At 60.8% G+C, this 21,273-nt stretch carries 17 protein-coding genes and 2 pseudogenes; 10 read left to right on the forward strand and 9 right to left on the reverse strand.

Annotated elements, in window-relative coordinates; translation table 11 throughout:
- Positions 1-217 precede the first annotated feature (217 nt).
- From KVG96_RS20875 to KVG96_RS20900, 6 genes are all read left to right on the forward strand, one after another.
- Positions 218-1,339 carry a DNA methyltransferase gene (locus tag KVG96_RS20875; protein ID WP_217893731.1) on the forward strand — a complete coding sequence of 374 codons (1,122 nt, stop codon included), beginning with the start codon at positions 218-220 and terminating at the stop codon, positions 1,337-1,339.
- A 9-nt stretch (positions 1,340-1,348) separates the two neighbouring features.
- Positions 1,349-5,593: an AAA domain-containing protein gene (locus KVG96_RS20880; protein ID WP_217893732.1), complete on the forward strand. Its 4,245-nt coding sequence runs from the start codon at positions 1,349-1,351 to the stop codon at positions 5,591-5,593.
- Positions 5,594-6,149: 556 nt separating this feature from the next.
- Entirely contained in the window at positions 6,150-6,533 is a 384-nt protein-coding gene (locus KVG96_RS20885; RefSeq protein WP_217893733.1) for a nucleotide pyrophosphohydrolase, read from the forward strand.
- A 24-nt stretch (positions 6,534-6,557) separates the two neighbouring features.
- A complete protein-coding gene (locus KVG96_RS20890) occupies positions 6,558-8,426 on the forward strand; it encodes a DNA/RNA helicase domain-containing protein (RefSeq protein ID WP_217893734.1) in 1,869 nt (622 codons plus the stop codon).
- 325 nt (positions 8,427-8,751) lie between these two features.
- Positions 8,752-9,234 carry a cysteine hydrolase family protein gene (locus KVG96_RS20895; RefSeq protein ID WP_217893735.1) on the forward strand — a complete coding sequence of 161 codons (483 nt, stop codon included), beginning with the start codon at positions 8,752-8,754 and terminating at the stop codon, positions 9,232-9,234.
- Positions 9,235-9,361: 127 nt separating this feature from the next.
- Positions 9,362-9,718, forward strand: coding sequence for a DUF6124 family protein (locus KVG96_RS20900; RefSeq protein ID WP_217893736.1), 357 nt, complete (start codon positions 9,362-9,364; stop codon positions 9,716-9,718).
- A gap of 105 nt (positions 9,719-9,823) precedes the next feature.
- Here KVG96_RS20900 and KVG96_RS20905 read toward each other — a convergent pair whose 3' ends face one another.
- Positions 9,824-10,396 carry a GNAT family N-acetyltransferase gene (locus KVG96_RS20905; protein WP_217893737.1) on the reverse strand — a complete coding sequence of 191 codons (573 nt, stop codon included), beginning with the start codon at positions 10,394-10,396 and terminating at the stop codon, positions 9,824-9,826.
- Between the two features lie 117 nt (positions 10,397-10,513).
- Between KVG96_RS20905 and rimJ the strand changes: the two genes are divergently transcribed.
- Positions 10,514-11,101, forward strand: a complete 588-nt coding sequence (gene rimJ, locus KVG96_RS20910) for a ribosomal protein S5-alanine N-acetyltransferase (protein ID WP_217893738.1) — start codon at positions 10,514-10,516, stop codon at positions 11,099-11,101.
- 69 nt (positions 11,102-11,170) lie between these two features.
- Positions 11,171-12,604 (forward strand): ArnT family glycosyltransferase, encoded by a 1,434-nt coding sequence (locus KVG96_RS20915; protein WP_217893739.1) that lies wholly within the window; start codon positions 11,171-11,173, stop codon positions 12,602-12,604.
- Positions 12,605-12,766: 162 nt separating this feature from the next.
- Here KVG96_RS20915 and KVG96_RS20920 read toward each other — a convergent pair.
- Both KVG96_RS20920 and pmrG read right to left on the reverse strand, forming a co-directional pair.
- A pseudogene (locus tag KVG96_RS20920) lies at positions 12,767-13,525 on the reverse strand (phosphatase PAP2 family protein); the annotation flags it as partial.
- Positions 13,522-14,193 carry a lipopolysaccharide core heptose(II)-phosphate phosphatase PmrG gene (gene pmrG / locus KVG96_RS20925; protein WP_217893741.1) on the reverse strand — a complete coding sequence of 224 codons (672 nt, stop codon included), beginning with the start codon at positions 14,191-14,193 and terminating at the stop codon, positions 13,522-13,524. The gene pmrG and the pseudogene KVG96_RS20920, both read right to left, overlap by 4 nt.
- Before the next feature lie 410 nt (positions 14,194-14,603).
- Here pmrG and KVG96_RS27850 point away from each other — a divergent pair.
- Together KVG96_RS27850 and KVG96_RS27855 are read left to right on the forward strand one after the other, a co-directional pair.
- Positions 14,604-15,482, forward strand: a pseudogene (locus tag KVG96_RS27850) (methyl-accepting chemotaxis protein); the annotation flags it as partial.
- Positions 15,483-15,683: 201 nt separating this feature from the next.
- A complete protein-coding gene (locus KVG96_RS27855) occupies positions 15,684-16,388 on the forward strand; it encodes a methyl-accepting chemotaxis protein (protein WP_400832060.1) in 705 nt (234 codons plus the stop codon).
- A 92-nt stretch (positions 16,389-16,480) separates the two neighbouring features.
- Here the strand turns inward: KVG96_RS27855 and KVG96_RS20935 are convergent, their stop codons facing one another.
- From KVG96_RS20935 to KVG96_RS20960, 6 genes are all read right to left on the reverse strand, one after another.
- Positions 16,481-16,738, reverse strand: coding sequence for a FitA-like ribbon-helix-helix domain-containing protein (locus KVG96_RS20935; protein ID WP_217893743.1), 258 nt, complete (start codon positions 16,736-16,738; stop codon positions 16,481-16,483).
- 84 nt (positions 16,739-16,822) lie between these two features.
- Positions 16,823-17,191 carry a glyoxalase superfamily protein gene (locus KVG96_RS20940; RefSeq protein WP_217893744.1) on the reverse strand — a complete coding sequence of 123 codons (369 nt, stop codon included), beginning with the start codon at positions 17,189-17,191 and terminating at the stop codon, positions 16,823-16,825.
- A gap of 118 nt (positions 17,192-17,309) precedes the next feature.
- The gene (locus KVG96_RS20945; protein WP_217893745.1) at positions 17,310-18,767 is read right to left on the reverse strand and encodes an N-acyl-D-amino-acid deacylase family protein; all 1,458 of its coding nucleotides are present in this window, start codon (positions 18,765-18,767) and stop codon (positions 17,310-17,312) included.
- A 24-nt stretch (positions 18,768-18,791) separates the two neighbouring features.
- Positions 18,792-19,430 carry a YdcF family protein gene (locus tag KVG96_RS20950; RefSeq protein ID WP_217893746.1) on the reverse strand — a complete coding sequence of 213 codons (639 nt, stop codon included), beginning with the start codon at positions 19,428-19,430 and terminating at the stop codon, positions 18,792-18,794.
- On the reverse strand, positions 19,427-20,089 hold the full coding sequence (locus KVG96_RS20955) for an HAD family hydrolase (RefSeq protein WP_264082384.1): 663 nt from the start codon (positions 20,087-20,089) through the stop codon (positions 19,427-19,429). Before KVG96_RS20955 ends, KVG96_RS20950 begins: the two co-directional genes overlap by 4 nt.
- A gap of 1 nt (position 20,090) precedes the next feature.
- Positions 20,091-21,266, reverse strand: coding sequence for an MFS transporter (locus KVG96_RS20960; RefSeq protein ID WP_217893748.1), 1,176 nt, complete (start codon positions 21,264-21,266; stop codon positions 20,091-20,093).
- Positions 21,267-21,273 lie beyond the last annotated feature (7 nt).

Raw genomic sequence — 21,273 nt, forward strand, 5'->3', positions numbered from 1 at the left:
AACCGTTAAAGGAGAAAAGCCGCCTTCGTCAACGGTTTTTTCAAACTGGGTTGTGAGCTAGGTCTCCAATGAGGATAATCACAAATCGCGACGAGTAAGGCAGGCGGATACTCTGAATAGTTGGGGTAATCGCCCGGCGAAAGGGTAAGGCCGCCGGCACCGGAGCGGGCACAAAAAGCTCTATATTTTCCGAGCGCAAATCAGCAGCGGACCGCACATGCCTCGAACTCTCGCCTATGAGCGTGACAATGCTCTCAACGCTATCTGCCCATACTTCACGATGTTTCCGCTCGAGTATCCACTCGAGGTACTCGAGCAGTACCGTAAGGCAAACCCGGTAGTGATGGACCCGTTTTGCGGTCGCGGAACAACGCTGTTTGCTGCGCGCAAGCTGGGGCTGTCCGCCCGCGGTATTGATAGCTCTCCGATTGCAATCGCTATCGCCCGTGCGAAGCTAGCCGCGGTCTATACCACGAAGGCGTTGGCTTTGGCTAAGCGCTACATCAAAGAGTACGACTCATCCGCAGTACCAGATAACAGCTTCTTCCAAACTGCATTTCACCCCTACGTGCTGCGAAGGGTCTGTGCAATACGCGAAGGGCTACTTCGAGTGGGGCGTGACACTGATACGACAGTTATCCTCCGCGCCGCGATGCTAGGTTGCCTGCATGGCCCGATGAGTAAGACACCAGATCGGCACTCTTATTTTTCGAATCAAATGCCGCGCACATTTTCCTCCAAGCCGGATTACTCTGTGCGCTATTGGGAGGAAAAGGGGCTAGTGGCGCCTGATCTGGATGTTCTAAAGGTGTTGCAGCGCAAGCTTATGCGCCTTGATAGCACTCACCTGCCTAAGACAGGAGTATTGACAGATGTGCGGAAGGGAGACTCTCGAATAGCGGCCTCGCTGCCGCCTTGTCGAGACTTCTCCGTTGTCGTCACATCGCCGCCGTACTACGGCATGCGTACTTATGTCGAGGATCAGTGGCTGAGGAATTGGTTTCTGGGAGGGCCGGACCACGTCGTTTATGGTAATAGCGAACAGCTTCAGCACGCAGGAACTGATTCATTCGCAGAGTCTCTTGGCAAAGTTTGGAGAAACATGGCCAGGACGAAAGCTGAAGACTTGGATATGCACATCCGCTTCGGAATCATCCCATCTTCAAAGGTCGATGCGAAAGCTTTAATCCGCGCCTCTTTAGAGGCTTCGGGTGTGCACTGGGACGAGGTCTCTGTGCGTAGTGCAAAAACTGCTGCATCTGGAAAGCGCCAGGCCGATCACATGGCCGCGGGCTCAGCTGCGGCCAAAGAATATGACTTCCATGTAAGAAGAAGCTAGGGAGAGAAGATGGCTACTGCAGGAGGCTCCATCCAGTTAAAGGTATCGAAGAGTACCTTGTCGATGTTCCTTCGAACCAAATGCGACAAGGAGTTGTTCCTATCGTTGCACGACAAGAAGGCAATGGCGGCTGCAGGCCTTCCTGAGCCCATCAAACGCCCTGGCATTGGCATCCTGGCTGTGCATGGAAAAGACTTCGAAGTTGCCAGAAACGATCAGCTCGTACGCCTTTTCGGCGGCATAGTGCAGTACTCAAAAAACGCCAACCAGTACGGGACCGTCGACCTACAGTCGGTACTGACGGCAGTGACGTCTGCACCCCAGCTCATCTTGCAAGGACACTTTTCTATTGGAGCACAGCAGTCAACCGTGCTTTCAACGATAGGGGTGGATGCGGCAGACATTTCGCAGATTCCCCCCATAACCGACTTCGTACCCGATATCTTTTACATTAGGGACGCACAAGCGGGGGACCAAGAAGTTCTACCAAACGGGACCCGCGGCCCAATAAATGAGCTGGTTGAGCCTAGGAAAGCTATTTGCGTTTTCGACGTCAAGCACACCTCCGAGTCAAACCCGAGCTACTGCTCGGAGATTGCGATGTATGCAGTGATGCTAGCAAATTGGCTACAAGCCCGGCCGCAGCTCGCCTGCCGCTTTTTTGTAAGTCTCGACGCGAGACTGTGGACACGGCACAACCAAGTTGACAGTAATCTCGACAAAGCTGAGACACAGGCTGGTACTACCCAGCAGGCGTTACTCGATGCGTTGATAGCGGACTCGGAAGATGCTCAGCTTCGATTCTACCTGCCGACTATCCGTAGTTTCTTCAACGATGTAGCTCGGGTTGTGCGCATGGGCAAAACACCTGGGCAGGGCTGGCAGGCGCTAGACTGGCACATTTCGGGCAGTTGCAGCGCATGTGACTGGCTGGGTGACAGGCGCCACATGGGCCAGGCCCATCGAAATGTCGTAGACGTAAACCCTGGGCACTACTGCATGCCTCTAGCAGAGTCTACAGGTCACCTTTGCTTAGTTCCCGGTATCACGCGAGGAGCCAAAAAGGTCCTCCATCAGAATACCGTGGCTGACACTGCAGCGCTTGCCGGTGCACTGGGCCATCCTGCTTTGCAGTTACACACTCTCTTGAAAAAAGAGGCTAAGGCTTTTCCCGCACGGTCGGCAGCCATCAACTCCGGCAATGTTTCCAGAGACACCACAGGTGCTATTGCTTCGTTGGTCCGTGCCGCAAACATCTTGCTCTACGCGAGCATCAACTTTGACTCCAGCTCCGGATTCTTAACAGGTCTTGCGCTCAGCGGTGTTGCAACCACCTTCACAGCTGGCCAGTCACCACGCCGCTTGCGACCGGTCCCCTTCATTGTTGACGATAAGTCATTATTAGCGGAATGGGTCGCACTGGAAGGATTCCTTACCCAAATTGCCACGTGGATCGAAACTGCCGAGCAAATGAAGGGGGGGACGTCTATTACAGGACAAATCCACTTCTGGGAACAGCGGCAGTTCCAAGAGCTTTGCAACGCAATGGGAAGGCATTTACCTAGAGTCCTAGCGCTGTCTGCCCGACGGGCAAAGGCGCTTGCATGGGTTTTCGCTGGCGATGAAATGCTTGAGCGTGCCGACGCGGTTGAAGCGGCAACCATTGTAACTGTCGAGGACATTGTTAGACGGCTGGTTTTCGCGCCAAGCCGACATGTCATCACATTGTTCGATACTGTCGAGCGCTACCGACGCAGCCAATACTCGCCTGCAATCACGGATTCCTACTACCGTGAATATCTGAACAACGGTATCCCACGTGAGCGAATATACGAGCTATGGGCGCATACCCCGCAGGTGAAGCGTGGTGCTACTAGCATTCCTCGAAATACTCTCATCGCCCAGTACTCAGACGCCTTGGAGCGGCAGTCATCAGCTCTAGAAAGCGTATGCGAGAAGCTACGTGAGGACTACCGCGGCCAGTTTCGGGCTAGGGAGGCGCGTATTCCTGTCTCGGTCCCTCGCGGGGCCTCGAGTGTAGCCTTCGACGCCAAGCTTTGGCTGTGGTGGGACGATCTGGATTTCAACACTTCGCAACTCGACGCTCATATCGGGCTTTCGATGGATGGCGAGAGGCGGGAGGCGGTATATGAAGCCATCGTTCTGCATACTGGTACACACCTCAGCGGTGATCTCTACCAGTTCAACGTCGCCCCAAGCTCGTCTGAGGCAAAGTTTAAAGAGGACTCTAGGCTGACTATTGGCAAGATAGGCACGCCGGGGATGCCACTGCAACGGGTGGGCAGCATTGTTGGTTCTAGCGCACCTCCGTTTCATGGTACGCCCGAGGTGCTACAAATGCCCCTTTGGTCTGCAGTAGAGGCTCGCCTGGTTGCATTCGACCGTGTGCGTCTTACCGCGCAAGTTGAAATTATTTGCCGCAGGGACGCCAACCTCGTGCCGTACCTAATGCAGCACAGTTGCTTCTCGCTTTTGAACGACATATTCCTCGTCGAAGCCAAGAAGCCAAAAATGTTTAACTGGGCGGAATTTAGCCAACCAATTCTTCAGGCCATTGGTAACCCTCGTATCGCGACACCGGATCCCAACGCAGTGCGCGCGATCGGCGTAGCGCCCCCTGCCCGTCGCACATACGATGCGGAATCTCCTGCAGCGAGGGTTCTCTGGGTTCCTGGAGTCCTTCAGCAGCAGGTTGTTTTGACGGGAGCCACTGCTGGTGCGCTCGCCAACGCCGTTCAAACCTCTCACTCTCTTAACAATTCACAACGCGACGCAATCGTGCATGCCTTGGAAAGGCAGCTAACCGTTATCTGGGGACCACCTGGCACCGGTAAGACAAACACTCTTGCTGCGATGCTCCACGCCATGACGGTGCAGGCAGTTACATCTAGTACGCCGTTGCGAGTTCTAGTAACAGGGCCAACTTACAAGGCGGTGGAAGAGGTGATGCACCGTGCTGCTAAGTTCTTGTCCCAAGACCCGATCGCAAGATGCGCAATGTTCGTCGGCTACTCTAAAGGGCGGGCACTGGGATCTGCGTCCCAAGGTATTGCTTCACACATTACCTATGACAGCATGGTGTTTGAGGTAGGCAACGCTGAGTGGCAGGATTGCACTCAGCTTCTCGCGAGTAGTTCAGGGGTGACGATCGTCGGCTGCCAGGTTATGCAGAGCCGTCAGTTCGCAAAAGCACTTGGCGCAAGCGCGCTTCATCCAGTGTTTGATGTAGTAGTTGTTGATGAAAGTTCCCAAGTCCCAGTGCCTAAGGCGCTTGCTGCATTCAGCGGGCTGCGGGACGATGCTCGGGTGATAATAGCTGGGGACCATCTGCAAATGCCTCCAATCTCTTCAATCGAGGCACCGAAAGATGCTGCTTACTTGGTTGGGAGCATTCAGACGTATTTGCTGGACCGTCCCTTTGCGGTTCGCGTGCAAAAATGCGTGCTGGATACCAACTATCGTTCTGCCGACCACATCGTAGATTTCGCGCGTACCATCGGCTATCCGCAGAGTCTTACAGCCGCTTACGGCAACTGCCGCCTGCACATGATACAACCACCCGCATTACGCCCAGACTACTGGCCTAGCTTTCCATGGGCACAGGTATTCGACCGCGTACTGCACCCTGATACAAGGGTCGCCACCGTGCTGCACGATGATGATATCTCATCGCAAGGAAATAGGTACGAGGCGCAAATTGTAGCTAACTTGGTTCGTGGCCTGAGACACTCAGTGAGTGGTGCGCTCGACAATTGGGGCCTCCATCCCAAATCCCACTTCACACCGAGCGCTCTAGAGTTTTGGTCTGAGTGCGTGGGCATCGTGACCCCCCACCGCGCGCAGCGGGCTTTGGTGGTACAGGCATTGACTGAAATATGGCCCACTGAGGCGGACCATATTTCGGATGCGGTCGACACCGTTGAACGGTTCCAAGGGGGAGAGCGCCATACCATCATAGTGACCTTCGGCGTCGCAGATGTTGACGTCATTAGCGGAGAAGAAACGTTCTTAATGCAGCTGGAGCGTACCAATGTCGCAATCTCCCGTGCGATGGCAAAGTGTATCGTTGTCATGCCACGAGCACTTGCTGCTCATGTGCCAGAGGACAAGCGAGCGCTTGAAACGGCCTTCGCCATCAAGGACTTTGTGGAGGACTTCTGCAATCAGCGTGTAGACGACATGTTGCAATCTCCCTTGGGCAACCGCGGAGTCCAGATCCGATACAGATCCTGATTCCTGGCCATTGGCTAGGGCGTTAGCCCTCATTCGTGAGCAACCGTCCCTAGCCGATACCGGCCGCAACCCCAAGCATGGGCTAGCCAGTCAGTCAGTCAGTCAGTCAGTCAGTCAGCAAAACGGTTGAAGAAATTCGAAGAGCAACTGGGATATTTTTAGAGATAGTGTGACTAATACCTAAAAATAATTTGCATATAAATTATGCATTTGCGTGTCTATTCGATTCCTAGCGCCGCGTCAATCAGGCCGGGCGCCGCTATCAGTCGCGATATCGGTCTTCGACGAATCCTGTGCGTCGCCACGGCAGTCACCATCCTGTCGCCAACTGCCAGGCCAGAAACGGCGGAGGCTGTCGCCAGGCACTGGAAAATCCGCTTGTAGGCGGCCCACGCTCCCCCCTCAAATGACATAGCGAATGCAGGCAAGCAATTCGGCTGGCAGACAGTGAGCGAGAGAAAACAAAATGCCTGCGTCAATAGCGAAAGGTCTTACAATACGAAGCCCGATATCCTACAGATCTTTTGCCCCTCACTGATACCCAAGAGATAGCCCCGTGAGTGACTCAGACAGCTCATCCGCGCCACTGGTTGACATAACGAAGCTTGCCGCATCCCTTCAGCGTTTCGCAGATGATCGCGACTGGCAACAGTTCCACTCCCCGAAAAATCTGATCCTGGCTCTCACTGGCGAGGTAGGAGAGCTGTGCGAGATTTTCCAATGGATGAGCGATGCCGATTCGCTCTCCGCCGCAAAAAGCCCGGAAATGGGCCAAGCAGTCAAGGACGAATTGGCGGACGTACTAATGTACCTGGTTCGCCTGAGCAGCGTACTCGGCGTTGATCTCAACGAAGCGGTGACACGGAAACTCGCCTCGAACGGCCAGAAATATCCCGTGGATAAAGCCAAAAGCAGCAGCAAAAAGTATGACCGACTCTGATCAACCCGAATCTAAGGACAACCCGTGATCGTTTACGCTGCGACCAAACAGCAATTTCTAAAAGACAACGATAACGATGACATCGAGGACGTGATCCTCAGGCATTTCAAGGTAGCCACCGGCAAGACCGTTGGCAGGTCAGAAATCAGGTCATGGCAAGGATCTCTAACGTACATGGCCAAGGTCCTTAGGGATGAAGACCTGCCGAGCGACGCGGGCCTGGCCATTGAGCTGCACATTCCGCAGTCGTCGAAGCGAATCGATTTTCTGCTAACCGGTCGCGACGAAAATCAGGCAAAAAAAGCCGTCTTGATCGAATTGAAGCAATGGAGCAAGGCCAACGCCACTACCAAGGATGCCATCGTCAAAACGGCATTGGGTGGCGGCCTCGTTGAGACCATTCACCCGTCCTATCAGGTATGGTCATACGCCGCGCTGCTGGAGGGCTTCAACGAGGCTGTGTATGACAAAAGCATTGAGATCCGTCCGTGTGCCTACCTTCATAACTACGCCAGCGACGGCATCATCGACTCAGCTCACTACGAGCCCCACATCAGCAAAGCCCCACTGTTCCTGAAAGGGCCGGACGAGCTCACTAAACTCAGAAGCTTCCTGAAAAAGCATATTGCTCACGGCGACAACAAAGAGGTTCTCTACGAACTGTCCGATGGGAAAATCCGTCCGTCCAAAGCGCTAGCCGAAGCCCTCGAAGGGCTGATGACAGGCAAGCCAGAGTTCGTGTTGATTGACGATCAAAAAGCAATTTTTGAATCGGCGCTTGCGGCATCAAGCGAAGCCTCGAACCAGGCACCAAAGGTGCTGATCATTGAGGGGGGCCCGGGCACCGGGAAAACTGTTCTGGCTATCAATTTGCTGGTGAGGCTCACAGAATTGAGGCTGTTAAGCAAATATGTCTCGAAGAATGCCGCCCCACGCAAGGTTTACGAAAGCAAACTGGTTGGCACCATCAAACGCAGCCATTTCTCGAATTTCTTTTCAGGCTCTGGGGCGTTCATCAACACTGAGCCCAACACATTCGATGCGCTTATCGTGGACGAAGCTCACCGGCTGAATGAGAAAAGCGGGCTTTATGGGAACCTTGGCGAAAACCAGATCAAGGAGCTGATTGAATCAGCGAAATGCTCAATTTTCTTCATCGATGAAGACCAACGTGTGACTCTGAGCGACATAGGCAGCAAGCAGGCGATACGCGCCTTTGCCAAAGCCAAGGGGGCGGTGGTCGAGGAATATGTGCTGTCTTCACAGTTTCGTTGCAGTGGTTCTGATGGTTACATGGCATGGCTGGATGACGTCCTTGGCATTCGTTCGACAGCAAATCCGACGCTCGACACCTCGGAGTACGAGTTCAAGGTGTTCGACTCGCCTCAGGCGCTGCATGACGCCATCGACGAGAAAAACCATGGAAACAAGGCTCGCGTAGTCGCGGGCTACTGCTGGCCTTGGTTGAGCAAGAAAGCCCCCAACGCTACCGATATCGTCATCGGTGACTACAAGCGACAATGGAACCTGGATCAGGATGGCAGCCTGTGGATCATCGCTGAGAACTCCATCGAGCAAGTTGGCTGCATTCATACCTGCCAAGGTCTGGAAGTCGACTATATCGGAGTCATCATCGGGTCAGACCTGGTCGTACGTGATGGCAACGTTGTGACATCCCCGGATGAGCGCGACAAACATGATAAATCGATTCGCGGCTGGAAAAAAATGATGAAGGAGCAACCTGCTCTGGCGAAAAAAGAAACTGACCTGATCATCAAAAATACCTACCGAACCCTCATGACTCGCGGGATGAAAGGTTGCTACCTGTACTGCATCGACAAAGAGACTGCGCAATACTTCGAGAGTCGACTTAGCCATTACAGCAGTCACTGACGGTATCGTTAGCTAGGAGCCTCTGCACTTGCGAGTGGGGCACCGTACGCGCAGGGGCAAGGATCAACAGCAGCTGGTCACCAGCCATGGCTAACGTTTACACGACCATTTGCTTGATAGATTCGATGCCGATTAGATAATGGCGCGGAACTTAAAAAGCACCGTCCATCGGAAGCCAAACCACGCAGCGTTCCAACTGGTATTCCAAGCAAGTTGACCGAACAATTATTAACTTGCAAAAACAGATAGATACCTACTTGTTTCAGATTACCCCGGCACAACACGCCCCTCATTAATCCAGGAGCCCCACCCCCAGGAGCCCCCCATGCACCAAACCCTCCTAATCATCGACATCCAACCCTCCTTCAACCCACCCCCATGGCTCATCTCAGGCATCCAGCCCTTCATCGGCCTCCTCCCCACCGTAGCCACCGTCGAACGCCACAACGAATCCCACACCCCCTTCCAGCGCCAACTCGGCTGGCACCCCGCCCCGGACGACGACAGCCTGATCGCCGCCGACCGGATCTTCATCAAACACGGCTACGCCCCCTCGCCCGAAACCCTCGATTACCTGAAAAGCCAAAACCCGGACCGCGTTCTGGTCTGCGGCCTGCAAACCGAGACCTGTTGTCTGGCCGCCGGGTTTGCGTTGTTCGACGCCGGATTGCAGCCAACACTGATCACCGACCTGACCGTGGGCTCATCGCTGGATCGCTCCGGTGGGCTGGGCATTCGGCTGTGGGAGCATCACTTCAGGCACACGCTGACGTCGAGCGAACTACTTGCCTCGCTGGGCACGTCCTAGGAAGTTTCCCGCAACACGCGTCGACTTCCATGAACTGTTTCAGGCATCACCGACACGATAGGCTTCTGGCTTCGCTTTCACCCGGCCATCGGTTCTCTGAACCCACCCAAATGCCTGGAGCCCCGTCATGAAGAAAGACAGCCAGACCCCGCCATCCCCAGCACCCGACTCGGAACCCCACGAGTCCCGTCCGCAACCCGGCGAACGTGTTCGCAAACGCCGACAGGCGCCGCCGTTCAAGGAGCTGTTCAGCGTCCGCACCGATGTGGACACGCTGACCCTGCTCACGCACGCCACCCAAACCCTGGCCGCGCTCACCACCGTGACGGCGAATTTCGCCGACGGGTTCGAGGGTGCGCAGCGCAGTCGGATCCTGGCGATCCAGCAGTTGGCGACCATGACCGAGATGCTGGTGTGTCGGGCGCTGGAAACTGTCGATCCGCTGCAGGCCGTCGCGCCACCGCCGGTGCCCGTCGTCCACTGAGACGGCAGGCTTGGCGCCGAGGGTGCAAGTCATTCATCGACATGAACTTTTCTTCACCCCCACTTAATCGACGGCCGTGTACATTGCCCTCGCTCATTCAAGAAACTACGGTTCGCCCGCGCTCTCCCGCGGGCTTTTTTTTGCCTGGCGTTTGGTGTTGAGGCGATAGGCCAGTGTGTCTTGCACGCCGTGCTGCGCCGAGTTGCGGGCTGCGGGGTGCACGCGGATCAGCTCGAACCCGACGGACTCCGCCAGGCGTTGACTGCGGGCGTTGGCCGATGACGCGCTCAGGTAGAAGGCGGCGTCAGGAAAACCACCAAGCAATCGACTCAATGCAGCGCGCATGTAGCCCTTGCCCGAATGCTCGGTGTTGGCCCAATAGCCCACGACGTAACGATTGCGTCGCCGAGGCTTGAGGCCGATGCAGCCCAGGACGGCCTGGCCGTCGTCGGTGACGATGAACCAGCGGCGCTCGCCGGTTTCGCTGCTGAATGCGTCTTGGGACTGCTGCAGGAATTCAAGCGCCTGCGCCTCGCTGGTGTGGGGGCGGGCCCAGGGCAGGAATTCGGCGTGGGCAACGTGGCTGGCGTTGAGCGCGTGGGCAAGCGCGGTGCACAGCGCCGGGTCGGGGGGCAGCAGGCGCAGTGATTGCTGGCCGGCAATGAACGCAAACTCCATGTCGTTTTCCTTGAACGGGCTCCTTGGAGTCCGACGATATACGAACTTCAGCCGCCGGTTTGTGTTTTCGTCCCTGTCGGGCAATTCTTCCAGTAAGTCCCGCCACCGGAGCGCACGATGCCGCTGTTCACCCTGCCCTGCCCACGCCTGACGCTCGCCGTGCTCGATCCGGAGCAGGCGGTTCTGGAACACGACTTCTACCGACGCAACCAGCGTCACCTCGCCCCGTGGTCGCCGATCCGCACCGACGACTACTTTTCCACCGAGCAGATCCGCCGGCGCCTTGAGGTGCAGGCCAGCGCTTTCGAGGCCGGGCTGGCGGTACATTTGGCGCTGCTGACGCCGGACGGCGGGCAGATGATCGGTGCGTGCAATTTCAGCGGGATCATCCGCGGCGCGTTCCAGGCCTGCTTCCTGGGCTATCACATCGATGAGGCCCATCAGGGCCAGGGTCTGATGCATGAAGCGCTGGAGGCCGGCATCGCCTACATGTTCGACCGCCAGAACCTGCACCGGATCATGGCCAACTACATTCCCGGCAACGAGCGCAGTGCGCGGTTGCTGGAACGCCTGGGGTTCGAGCGCGAGGGTTACGCCAAGGCGTACCTGAACATCGCCGGGCACTGGCAGGACCATGTGCTGACGGCGCGGGTGAATGAGCGGTTCGAGGCAGAGGAGCAGCGCTGGTCGCGACGTCTTTCCTGACGTTCACAATTTGTTAAGCATTGGCCGGGTAAGCTCGGGTTTCCTGCTCAACCCCGGTTGCCTGAACCCATGTCGCGTGCCGCCTCTTCCCTGTTCCTGCTTGCCGCCCTGCTGTTCTTCTTCGCGTTGGGCAACCATCAACTGCAAGGCTCCACCGAGGCCCGGGTCGCCGGGATCGCCATGGAGATGCACCTGGACAACGACTGGGTGACGCCGCGCCTGTTCGGCGAACCGTTCCTGGAGAAACCGCCCCTGAGCCTGTGGCTGGACGCCGGCGCCATGCGCGTGTTCGGCGTGTCGCCGTGGGCGGTGCGGCTGGCGTCGGCGTTTGCCGGGCTGTTCAGCGTGATGGTGCTGTACACGATGCTGCGCCGCCTCGGACGGCCACGGGCCATCGCCTGGACGGCGGGGATTCTGCTGGCGACCATGGCCAGCTACTGGAGCAACGTGCGCGGCGTCGGCGAAGACGCCTTGCTGGCGCTCGGCGTGACCACCGCGCTGCTGGCGTTTTTCCAGGGCCTGCGTTCGCCGACGATGGGCAACGGCCTGCTGTTCGCCGCCGGGATCGCCGTCGCCACCCTGAGCAAAGGCGTGCTGGGCCTGGCCATGCCGGGGGTGGTGATCTTCGCGTACCTGCTGGCGGACAACCTGATGGACCGGCGCCTGAAGCTCGGCGCCTGGCTGCGTCCGGGCCTGCTGACGGCGTTGGGGCTGGTGCCGCTGCTGATCTGGCTGGCGGTGCTGTATCAGCGCGGCGGTGCGCAGGCGGTGGGCGAAGTGCTGCTGACCAACAGCGTCGGGCGCTTCAGCGGCTCCTTCGTGGAGGCCGGCCACTACGAACCGTTCTACTACTACCTGGCCAAACTGCCGGAAGCGTTCCTGCCGTGGAACATTCTGGTGTACCTGGGGCTGTGGCACTTTCGCAAAAGCCTGCGGGCCAACCGTTACCTGCTGTTTTTCAGCCTGTGGATCATTGCCCAGTTCATCATGCTGACCCTGGCCTCCAGCAAACGCACGGTGTACCTGATGTCGATGACCCCGGCCGCCGCTGTGATCGCGGCGGAGTACGCGGCGGTGCTGTTCGAACGACTGAAGGGCCGCGAGCACGGCTTCACCGGCTGGCTCGCCCGGCACCGCCGGGCCCTGGCGTCCGGCCTGCTGGCGCTGGTGATCGCCAGCTACCTGGGCGCGGCGCAGTGGGCGATGCCCCGGGCCGACCGTCAGTTGTCGTTCCTGCCGCTGACCGAGCAGATCCAGTCGATGCAGGCCAACGGCCAACAGGTGGCGCTGTTCCAGGCCAACGAGCGGCTGGGCGGCGCCAGCGTGTTCTACACCCAGAGCCTCCTCAAAGGCCTGGACACCCCCGCCCAACTGGACGCCTACCTGCGCGACTCGCCGGCCCACGTGGCGGTGATGTCCGGCGACAGCGAGCCCGCCGCGCCGCTCAAAGTGCTCAAGACCATGATGGTCGGGCGCCAGGCCTACTACTTCGTCGGCTACTGAGCCGGAAGGATTCGCGCCCATGAAAAAACCGCCAGCGACGGCGGTTTTTTCATGCACGACGCAGAAGGGTCAGGCGGTGCCGGCCTGGGCCGCATACACCGGCCGCTGACGCGTGTGCCGCACCGGCAACGCCAACCGGGCCTGGCCGTAGAACGCCAGCGCCGTCAGCAGGCAAGTCAGCCAGACGAAGATCCCGGCCCAGAACGTATGGGACATGTAGTGCCAGCCTTGCAGCACCCGCGTGGTGCCGTAGACCAGGCCAAGCAGCAGCGATGCGTACAGCACGGCGCTGGAGAAGCGCCACTGGTGACGGCGTGCCACGAAGTACAGCGCCAGCATGGTGAACCCGCCCGACGCATGGCCGCCCGGCCAGCAGCGGCCGTCGCCGGCCTCGTGGAAGAACTGGAAATTGCTGAACCAGTCGACGTGCGCCATCTTGCCGCCGTAGAGCGTGGTTTCGATCGGGCAGTACACGCTGGTGTGGGCCTTGAGGAAATGGATCACGCCGGTGCACAGCGCGAACGCCACGACGATGAACAGCCAGTCGCGCCGGTGCGCCGCAGCGAAACGCAGGACCGGCGCCACCTGGCTGCGCTCCAGCAACGCACCCAGGCGCGGGCGCCGGTCGGTGGCCAGCAGCGGCCAGGCGAACGACAGCGCCAGCCCGATGAACGCCCCTTCGGCCGTCCAGTTCGGAATGATCCGCGCCCATTTGTGGGTGAACTGTTCGAACAGGTGGTTCTGCTCGATGGGGAACAGCTGGCTTACCGGATCGAACAGCAGGTTGCTGAAGGCGACATCGAGGTGGGTCATGTCGAACATCAGAAACACCAGCGCCGCGCAGGCCAGGGGAATGCCGAAGTTGATCAGGTAATAGCGGCTGGGCGTCATGGGGTGTCCTGAGGTGAGGGAGGCAGTCATTGGGCGGTCACCGAGCGCCAGTCCGAGGCTTCGATGAGGCCGAGCATTTTCGGTGCCGCCGGGTTGGCGGCGGAAATGAACAGGGAGGCGCCGTAGCCGGGCGTCGAAGCGGAGACCTTCAGGTCCTTTTCCAGTTGCGCCATGCATTCGCTGTGGGTCACCAGGATCAGGTTGCGCCCCGGCACCTTGTGCGCAAGGGCGTCCTGCAACATCCGGCCCTTGCAGTTGATCAGCCAGTCCTCGCCGGTCGCCGCCCGGTTGAACATGTAGCCGGCGGTCTGCACGGTGCGCAGCATCGGGCTGTTGTAGATGTCGGCATGGGCCAGGCCCAGGCGCTCGAACTGCGCGCCGACGCCCACGGCGACGCTGCGCGAACGGTCGGTGATGCCATCGTTGCCGATCAGGCAAGGCGCCTTGGAGTGGTCGCAGCGCTCGACATGGCGCACCAGCACGATCATGTCGCCCCTGGCCCACCCCGCCGCCAGCGCCCGGGCGCCGGCCACGTTGCCGTGGGCCAGGTCCGGCACCGCCGCAGGCGCCAGCAGCCACAGGGTCAAGGGAACCGCCAGCAGCGCGGCCGCCAGGATCACCCAGGCATTGCGGTAGCGGGCCAGGCCGCCCAGCGGGAGCGAGCGTTTGACCCCGAACAGACTCAGTCTCAATTCCACAGCAGGCCGCCTCACCGGCATACAGCACGCAACATTCAAAGCGGCGAGGGTAAAGAGAGCGGCGTGGGCGGCCGGTGAAACGCGTGTGAAAAAAGTCTTGGGAGGCGGCGCCGGCGCGCCGGAAAGCTTTGTTACAGATTTCGTCCGACAAAATCCTTTCAGCTCTCGGGATTGCGGCCGATACAGTCCTGCTAACACCCTTGCTGGCTCAAAAAAACAACAATCTTCCAGCCCAACCGACGATCAAGCAGCACAACGTTTCTGGAGGAATTGTGATGAATAGCTGGTTCGGCAACATCAGCGTGAACCTCAAACTGGGGCTGGGCTTCGGCCTTGTCCTGGCACTGACCTGCATCCTGGCGCTGACCGGCTGGACCAGCCTGGGCGGCCTGATTGACCGCAGCAACTGGATGAGCGACATCACCCAGCTCAACGCCGGCCTGACCAAGCTGCGCGTGGTGCGCCTGCAATACATGCTGACCAACGGCGACGAAACCGCCGCGCAGAACGTGCAGACCACCCTCGACGGCTTCGCCGCGCAGCAGCAGGCGCTGATCAGCAAGTTCAAGAGCCCGGAAAACGTCAAGCTGCTCAAGGAGCAGGCGCAGACCATCGCCGAGTACCAGACGTCGCTGAACAAGATGCGCAACGCCTACCGCACCGGCAACAGCGCGCGCGACACCATGACCGCCAACGCCGAGACCGCCTACAACCAGCTTGAGACCATCAGCGACTTCGTCCGCCAACTGCCGATGAGCGAGCAGCGCTTCGAGCAGTTCCAGGCCATCACCGAAGCCAAGGAAGCGTTCATCCTGGCGCGCTACGAAGTGCGCGGCTACACCGCCACCACCAACGCCGACACCGAGCAGAAAGCCGTCGCCCAACTGAATGTCGCGATCGCCAGCCTCAAGCAACTGAACGCGCACTTCGCCAGCTCCCAGCAGAGCGCCCTGCGCCAGTTGGAAGACGCCCTCGTCAGCTACCGCAGCGCCTTGCAGGCCTACAAGGCCGCCAACGCCGACGCCGTGCAGGCGCGCAAGGAAATGACCGACCAGGGCGCCACCATCGTGACCCTGAGCGAGCAGCTGTACCAGATCCAGCTTGACCGCCGCGACGTGGAAAGCGCCCAGGCCCGCACCCTGCAACTGATCAGCACCCTGCTGGCGCTGCTGGTGGGCGTGATCGCCGCCGTGATCATCACCCGTCAGATCACCCGTCCTCTGCAGGAAACCCTGACCGTGGTCGAGCGCATCGCCAGCGGCGACCTGACCCAGAACGTCAAGGTCACCCGCCGCGACGAACTCGGCGTGCTGCAGCAAGGCATCGCCCGCATGGGCGTGACCCTGCGCGACCTGATCAGCGGCATCCGCGACGGCGTCACCCAGATCGCCAGCGCCGCCGAAGAGCTGTCGGCCGTCACCGAGCAGACCAGCGCCGGGGTCAACAGCCAGAAGGTCGAGACCGATCAGGTCGCCACCGCCATGCACGAAATGACCGCCACTGTGCAGGAAGTCGCGCGCAACGCCGAAGAGGCCTCCCAGGCCGCTGCGGCCGCCGACGGCGAAGCCCGCGACGGCGACAAGGTGGTCAACGAAGCCATCGCCCAGATCGAGCGTCTGGCCAGCGAAGTGGTGCGCTCCACCGAAGCCATGACCGTGCTGCAGCAGGAAAGCGACAAGATCGGCAGCGTCATGGACGTGATCAAGGCCGTGGCCGAACAGACCAACCTGCTGGCCCTCAACGCCGCCATCGAAGCGGCCCGTGCCGGTGAGGCGGGCCGTGGGTTCGCCGTGGTCGCCGACGAAGTCCGCGGCCTGGCCCAGCGCACGCAGAAGTCCACCGAGGAAATCGAAGGCCTGGTGGCGGGCCTGCAGAACGGCACCCAGCAAGTGGCCGCCGTGATGAACAACAGTCGCGCCCTGACCGACAGCAGCGTGGCCCTGACCCGCAAGGCCGGCGACTCCCTGGAGAACATCACCCGCACGGTGTCGAACATCCAGTCGATGAACCAGCAGATCGCCGCCGCCGCCGAGCAGCAGAGCGCCGTGGCCGAAGAGATCAGCCGCAGCATCATCAACGTGCGCGACGTGTCCGAACAGACCGCCGCCGCAAGCGACGAGACCGCCGCGTCCAGCGTCGAGCTGGCCCGCCTGGGCGGTCAGCTGCAGCAGATGGTGAGTCACTTCCGCGTCTGATGCAGGGCGCCTGATCAGCGCCGCCGCAATGAAAAAGCCCGCCGTCGCAGTGATTCAACATCACTGCGACGGCGGGCTTTTTTTGGGATAAGTCAGGGATCACTCGGTGCCGCTGCACTCAAAGTCCTTAACACTGCGGGTCTCGACGGCATATCGAGTTCTGCGCCCCCCACTTCTCTGAACCGGTCGCGGATGCGACTGCCCAGTCCGCCCGACAGCCCTGTCGCTGTCAGGGCACGCTGCAAGATGAACCGGGCCTCTTCTTCCATTGAACGCCCGTTTTGAGCAGCGACAATTCGAAGCTGTTCTTTCATGTCGTCGTCGAGATTACGAATGATGATGCTGGCCATGACGTCCTCCTGCAATCGATGAAAATCGTTGATCGCAGGCTAGAAAATCACGACCGGATGATGATCGACAAGGACTGAACGGTCTCAAACACAAATCGCATTGGTGAACACCAACCGGTTCCCGAACGGATCGGTCACGGTCATGTCCTGGCTGCCCCACGGCATGGCCTGGATGCCCGGGCGGGCGAATTTGTAGGCCTTGGCGATCAGTTGCTGCTGGAACGCTTCCAGCTCGTCGGTCTCGATGCGCAGGGCCGAGCCCGGCGTGGCGTCGCCGTGGTGTTCGGACAGGTGCAGCACGCAGTCGCCCCGGGAGACTTGCAGGTACAGCGGGAAGCCTTCTTCGAAGCGGTGCTGCCAATCGATCGTGAAGCCGAGGAAACCGACGTAGAACTCGATCGCCTTGGCCTCATCGAAAATCCGCAGGATCGGAGTGGTTTTGCCGAAGCTCATGGGTTGCTCCCTGACTGATTGGCCCCAATTGTAGACGGGCTGGATGTCAGCGCTTCGGCCTGCGCACGGCATTCTTTAATTGCAATGTGCCACCACTGTGACGCACTGCTCGGAATCCTCAGCGAAATCCCTCGCGCAGGTCGCCCCGGCGCGCCAGAAACCGCCCTTCCCGGCTCCCTGTGGCTAGCCCGTCGCGGTAGCTCAAAGCGCCGTTGACCCACACGCCGTCGATCCCCTGGGCCGGCCGTTGCGGGTCGTTGAAGTCCGCCACGTCGCGCACGGTGGCCGGATCGAACAGCACCAGGTCCGCCCAATGCCCTTCGCGGATCTCCCCGCGTTGCGCCAGGCCGAAGCGCTTGGCCGACAGCCCGGTCATCTTGTGCACGGCGGTGTGCAGCGCAAACAGCCCGACATCGCGGCTGAAATGCCCCAGCACCCGAGGGAACGCGCCCCACAGGCGAGGATGCGGGAACGGGTCTTCCGGCAGGCCGTCGGAGCCGACCATCGTCAGCGGATGCGCGAGGATCCGTCGCACGTCGTTCTCGTCCATGCCGTAATACACCGCGCCCGCCGGTTGCAGGCGTCGCGCCGCCTCCAGCAGCGGCACGCGCCACTCGGCGGCGATGTCGGCCAGGTCGCGGCCGCCCATCTGCGGGTGGGGCGTGGACCAGGTGACGGTGATGCGGTGGGCGTCGGTGACTTGCTTGAGATCCAGGGTCGAGGAACTGGCCGCGTAGGGATAGCAGTCGCAGCCCACCGGATGGGTCTTCGCCGCCGCCTCCAGGGACGCCAGCAGTTGCGGGCTGCGCCCCCAGTTGCCGACACCGGCGCATTTGAGGTGGGAGACGATCACCGGCGAGCGCGCATGGCGGCCGATGCGGAACGCTTCGTCCATGGCCTCCAGCACCGGTTCGAATTCGCTGCGCAGGTGGGTGGTGTACACCGCGCCGAAGGCGTTCAGTTCCTCGGTCAGTTGCATCACCTCCTCGGTGGACGCCGAGAACGCGCTCGCATAGGCCAGGCCTGTGGATAACCCCAGGGCGCCCGCTTCGAGGCTGTCGCGCAACTGCTCGCGCATCGCGGTGATTTCTTCGGCGCTGGCGGTGCGGAACAGGTCATCAAGGTGATTGCTGCGCAGCGCCGTGTGCCCGACCAGCGCCGCCACGTTCAGCGTCGTGTTCGCCGACTCGACCGCCGCCCGGTAATCGCGAAAGCGTGGATAGACGAACGCCGCCGCACTGCCCAGCAGGTTCATCGGATCCGGCGGATCGCCCCGCAGGCTGACCGGCGCGGCGCTGATCCCGCAGTTGCCGACGATCACCGTGGTCACTCCCTGGCTGAGCTTGGGCAGCATCTGCGGCTGGCGGATCACCACGGTGTCGTCGTGGGTGTGCACGTCGATGAACCCCGGCGCCAGCACCCGACCGGCCGCGTCGATCTCTTCGCGGGCGCGGGCATCCGGCAGGTCGCCGATGCGTTCGATGCGGCCGGCGCGCAGCGCAACGTCGGCGGTGTAGCCAGGGGCGTTGCTGCCGTCGATGACGTGGGCGTTGCGGATCAGTGTGTCGTAGCGCATGGGGTCTCCGGCATCAGGCCAGCGTCAGTCCCTTCCCTTGATCAGATGATGATCGAATCCCTGCTCGATCAGGTAGCGCCAGGCCACCTGGACATCTTCCGGGATTTCCTGCCCGACCTGAAAGCCCAGCGACGGATAAACCTTGATCCGGTGCACATCCCCGACCATTTCGTCGATCAGCCCCAGCACGCCGATCAGATGGCTGACCCCGTCGGGAAAGCCGAACGCCGGCGCATCCACCCACGCGTCGAGCTCCGGCCACTGCACGGGCAAGGTCAGCGCCACGCGCCGGATCGAGTTGGGTTTGGTCAGGAACGTCGCCCGGCGCACGTCCGGAAACAGCGCCCTGGCGAAGGCGATGTTCTCGGCGAAATTGGTGGCGCGGCGCTCCAGGGTGAACCGCTGCGCCGGCACCCCCAGCATAAGGGCCCGTTGCGCAAAGACATCGGCTTCGGGACGTTCCCACAAATGCTTCGTCCAGTTGCCGGTGTTGCCGGTGAACAGCAGGTGCGGGGCGACGCCGCGCTTGAGCAGCTCGCAGGCGTAGTCGCAGACCCGCAGGTCGTAGGAGCCGCAGACCACGATCAGCTCGCAGGGCTCGTGCCCGCGTCCCGACCCGAGAAAGTCCCACAGGACGCTGGCGTGCTTGAGGGTGGGCGTCATGAAAGAACCGCCTCCCGGGCACCGAGGACCAGGCCGCCGTCGGCGTAGCCATGGGCCGACTCCGCCGCCAGCGAGACCGGCAGCCGGGTGAAGTCGGCGTACGCGCACACGGCGCCGTGCCCGGTCAGGGTCGGGTCGTCGCCGATGCCGATGCACAGCGCGCCGCTGCCGGTGGCCGACTGCACGCCGCTGACGGAGTCTTCGAAGACCAGGCATTCATCGCCTCGGCAGCCCAGCCGCGCCGCCGCCAGGTGATAGGGATCGGGCGCAGGCTTGCCGTGGCGCACATCGTCACGGCAGATGACGGTGTCGAAGGCCGAGACCAAATCGTGCTGCTGCAGGACGTGCTCGACCCGCGCCCGCCAACTGCTGGTCACCAGGGCCATGGGGACGCGGCCCTTGAGCCGGCCGATCAGTTCGGCGACGCCCGGCATCAGCGCGCAAGCGGAACGTTCCTCGATGGCGTCGACTTCCTGCTTGATCGCCGCCCGCTTGCGTGCGTCGAAGCGGCCGAACAGGGCCTGCAAGGTGTAGCCGCCGGGGCGGCCGTGAATGTGCTCGTCGATGAACGCCTGGTCGACGGCGATTGCGTACTGGCGCGCCACGGTCGTCCAGGCGAGCTCGATGATCTCGCGGGACTGGATCAGCACGCCGTCCATGTCAAAGCAGACGGCTGTAAACGTTCTTGGTGTCATCCGTTGAACTTCGCATTCTCTGGTGGGCGATGAAGGCCAGCGCCGTGCCGGCCAGGGCGAACAGGGCCATGACGCGATAGGACCACTGCGGCAGTGTCTCGTACAGGTAGCCGGCGAACGGCGTGGCCAGCCCCATGGGCAACGCGACGGCCAGCGAATAGTAGACGCCCTGGGTGAAGACCTGGATGTCCTGCGGCGCATGATCGCGGATCAGGCGCATGATCGCCGAATGGTAGGCGGCGAAGCTCAGGGCGTGTAGGCATTGCCCCAGCACGATCAGCGACAGCGTGTCGCTGTCGGAGAAGAACGCCCAGCGCACGGCGGCGCAGACGCTGGAGACCATCACCACCGGCAACGCCGGCCAGTGCGCCAGGACTTTGTTGGAGAACGCGAAATAGGTGATTTCCGCCAGCACCGCCAGCGCCCAGAACGCGCCGATCCAGCTCGCGGAATACCCCTTCACGCCCCAGCCGATCGATGCGGTGGAAAAGTACAGGGTGTGGCTCAACTGAATGCAGCTGGCCGCCGCGATCGCGATCAGCAACGGCTTGTGGGCGAACAGCGCTGTCCAGTCCGGACGCTTGGGGGTGCGTCCGGCCGGCGCCGGCGGCGTGCGCGGCACCCGATGCTTGAGCCACAGGCAGGCCACGCCGGTGAAGGCCATGCTCGCCGCGATCACCAGCGGCACCCAGGACTGGCCTTGCTGCGCAAACAGCAGGCCGCCGAGGGTCGACGTCAGGATGAACGCCGAAGAGCCCACCGCCCGCACCCAGCCGTAGTTCTGCAAGGCCTGCTTGTCGCGCTTGAGCAGATAGGACTCGGACAGCGGCAGCACCACCATCCACAACCCGCCGAACAGGATGCTCAGGCACACGAATCCCCACAGCTGCACCGGCATGAAATGGAACAGCAGCGTGCACAGCGCCGCCGCGAAACCGAGCGCGGCGGCCAGGCGCAGCTGATCCACGCGCCAGTCGGCCACGTAGGTGATCAGCACGCCGGTCACCACCTGCGGCCAGTACACCGCCGCGATCAGCAGGCCGATCTGGCTGGCGCTGAAGCCCAGCGAGTCCAGCCAGGTCGGCCAGAACGGATAGATGATCCCTTCCGCCGCAAAGAAACCGAAAAAGATCAGATACATTCGTCAT

It is taken from the genome of Pseudomonas ekonensis, assembly GCF_019145435.1.
Taxonomy (GTDB): domain Bacteria; phylum Pseudomonadota; class Gammaproteobacteria; order Pseudomonadales; family Pseudomonadaceae; genus Aquipseudomonas; species Aquipseudomonas ekonensis.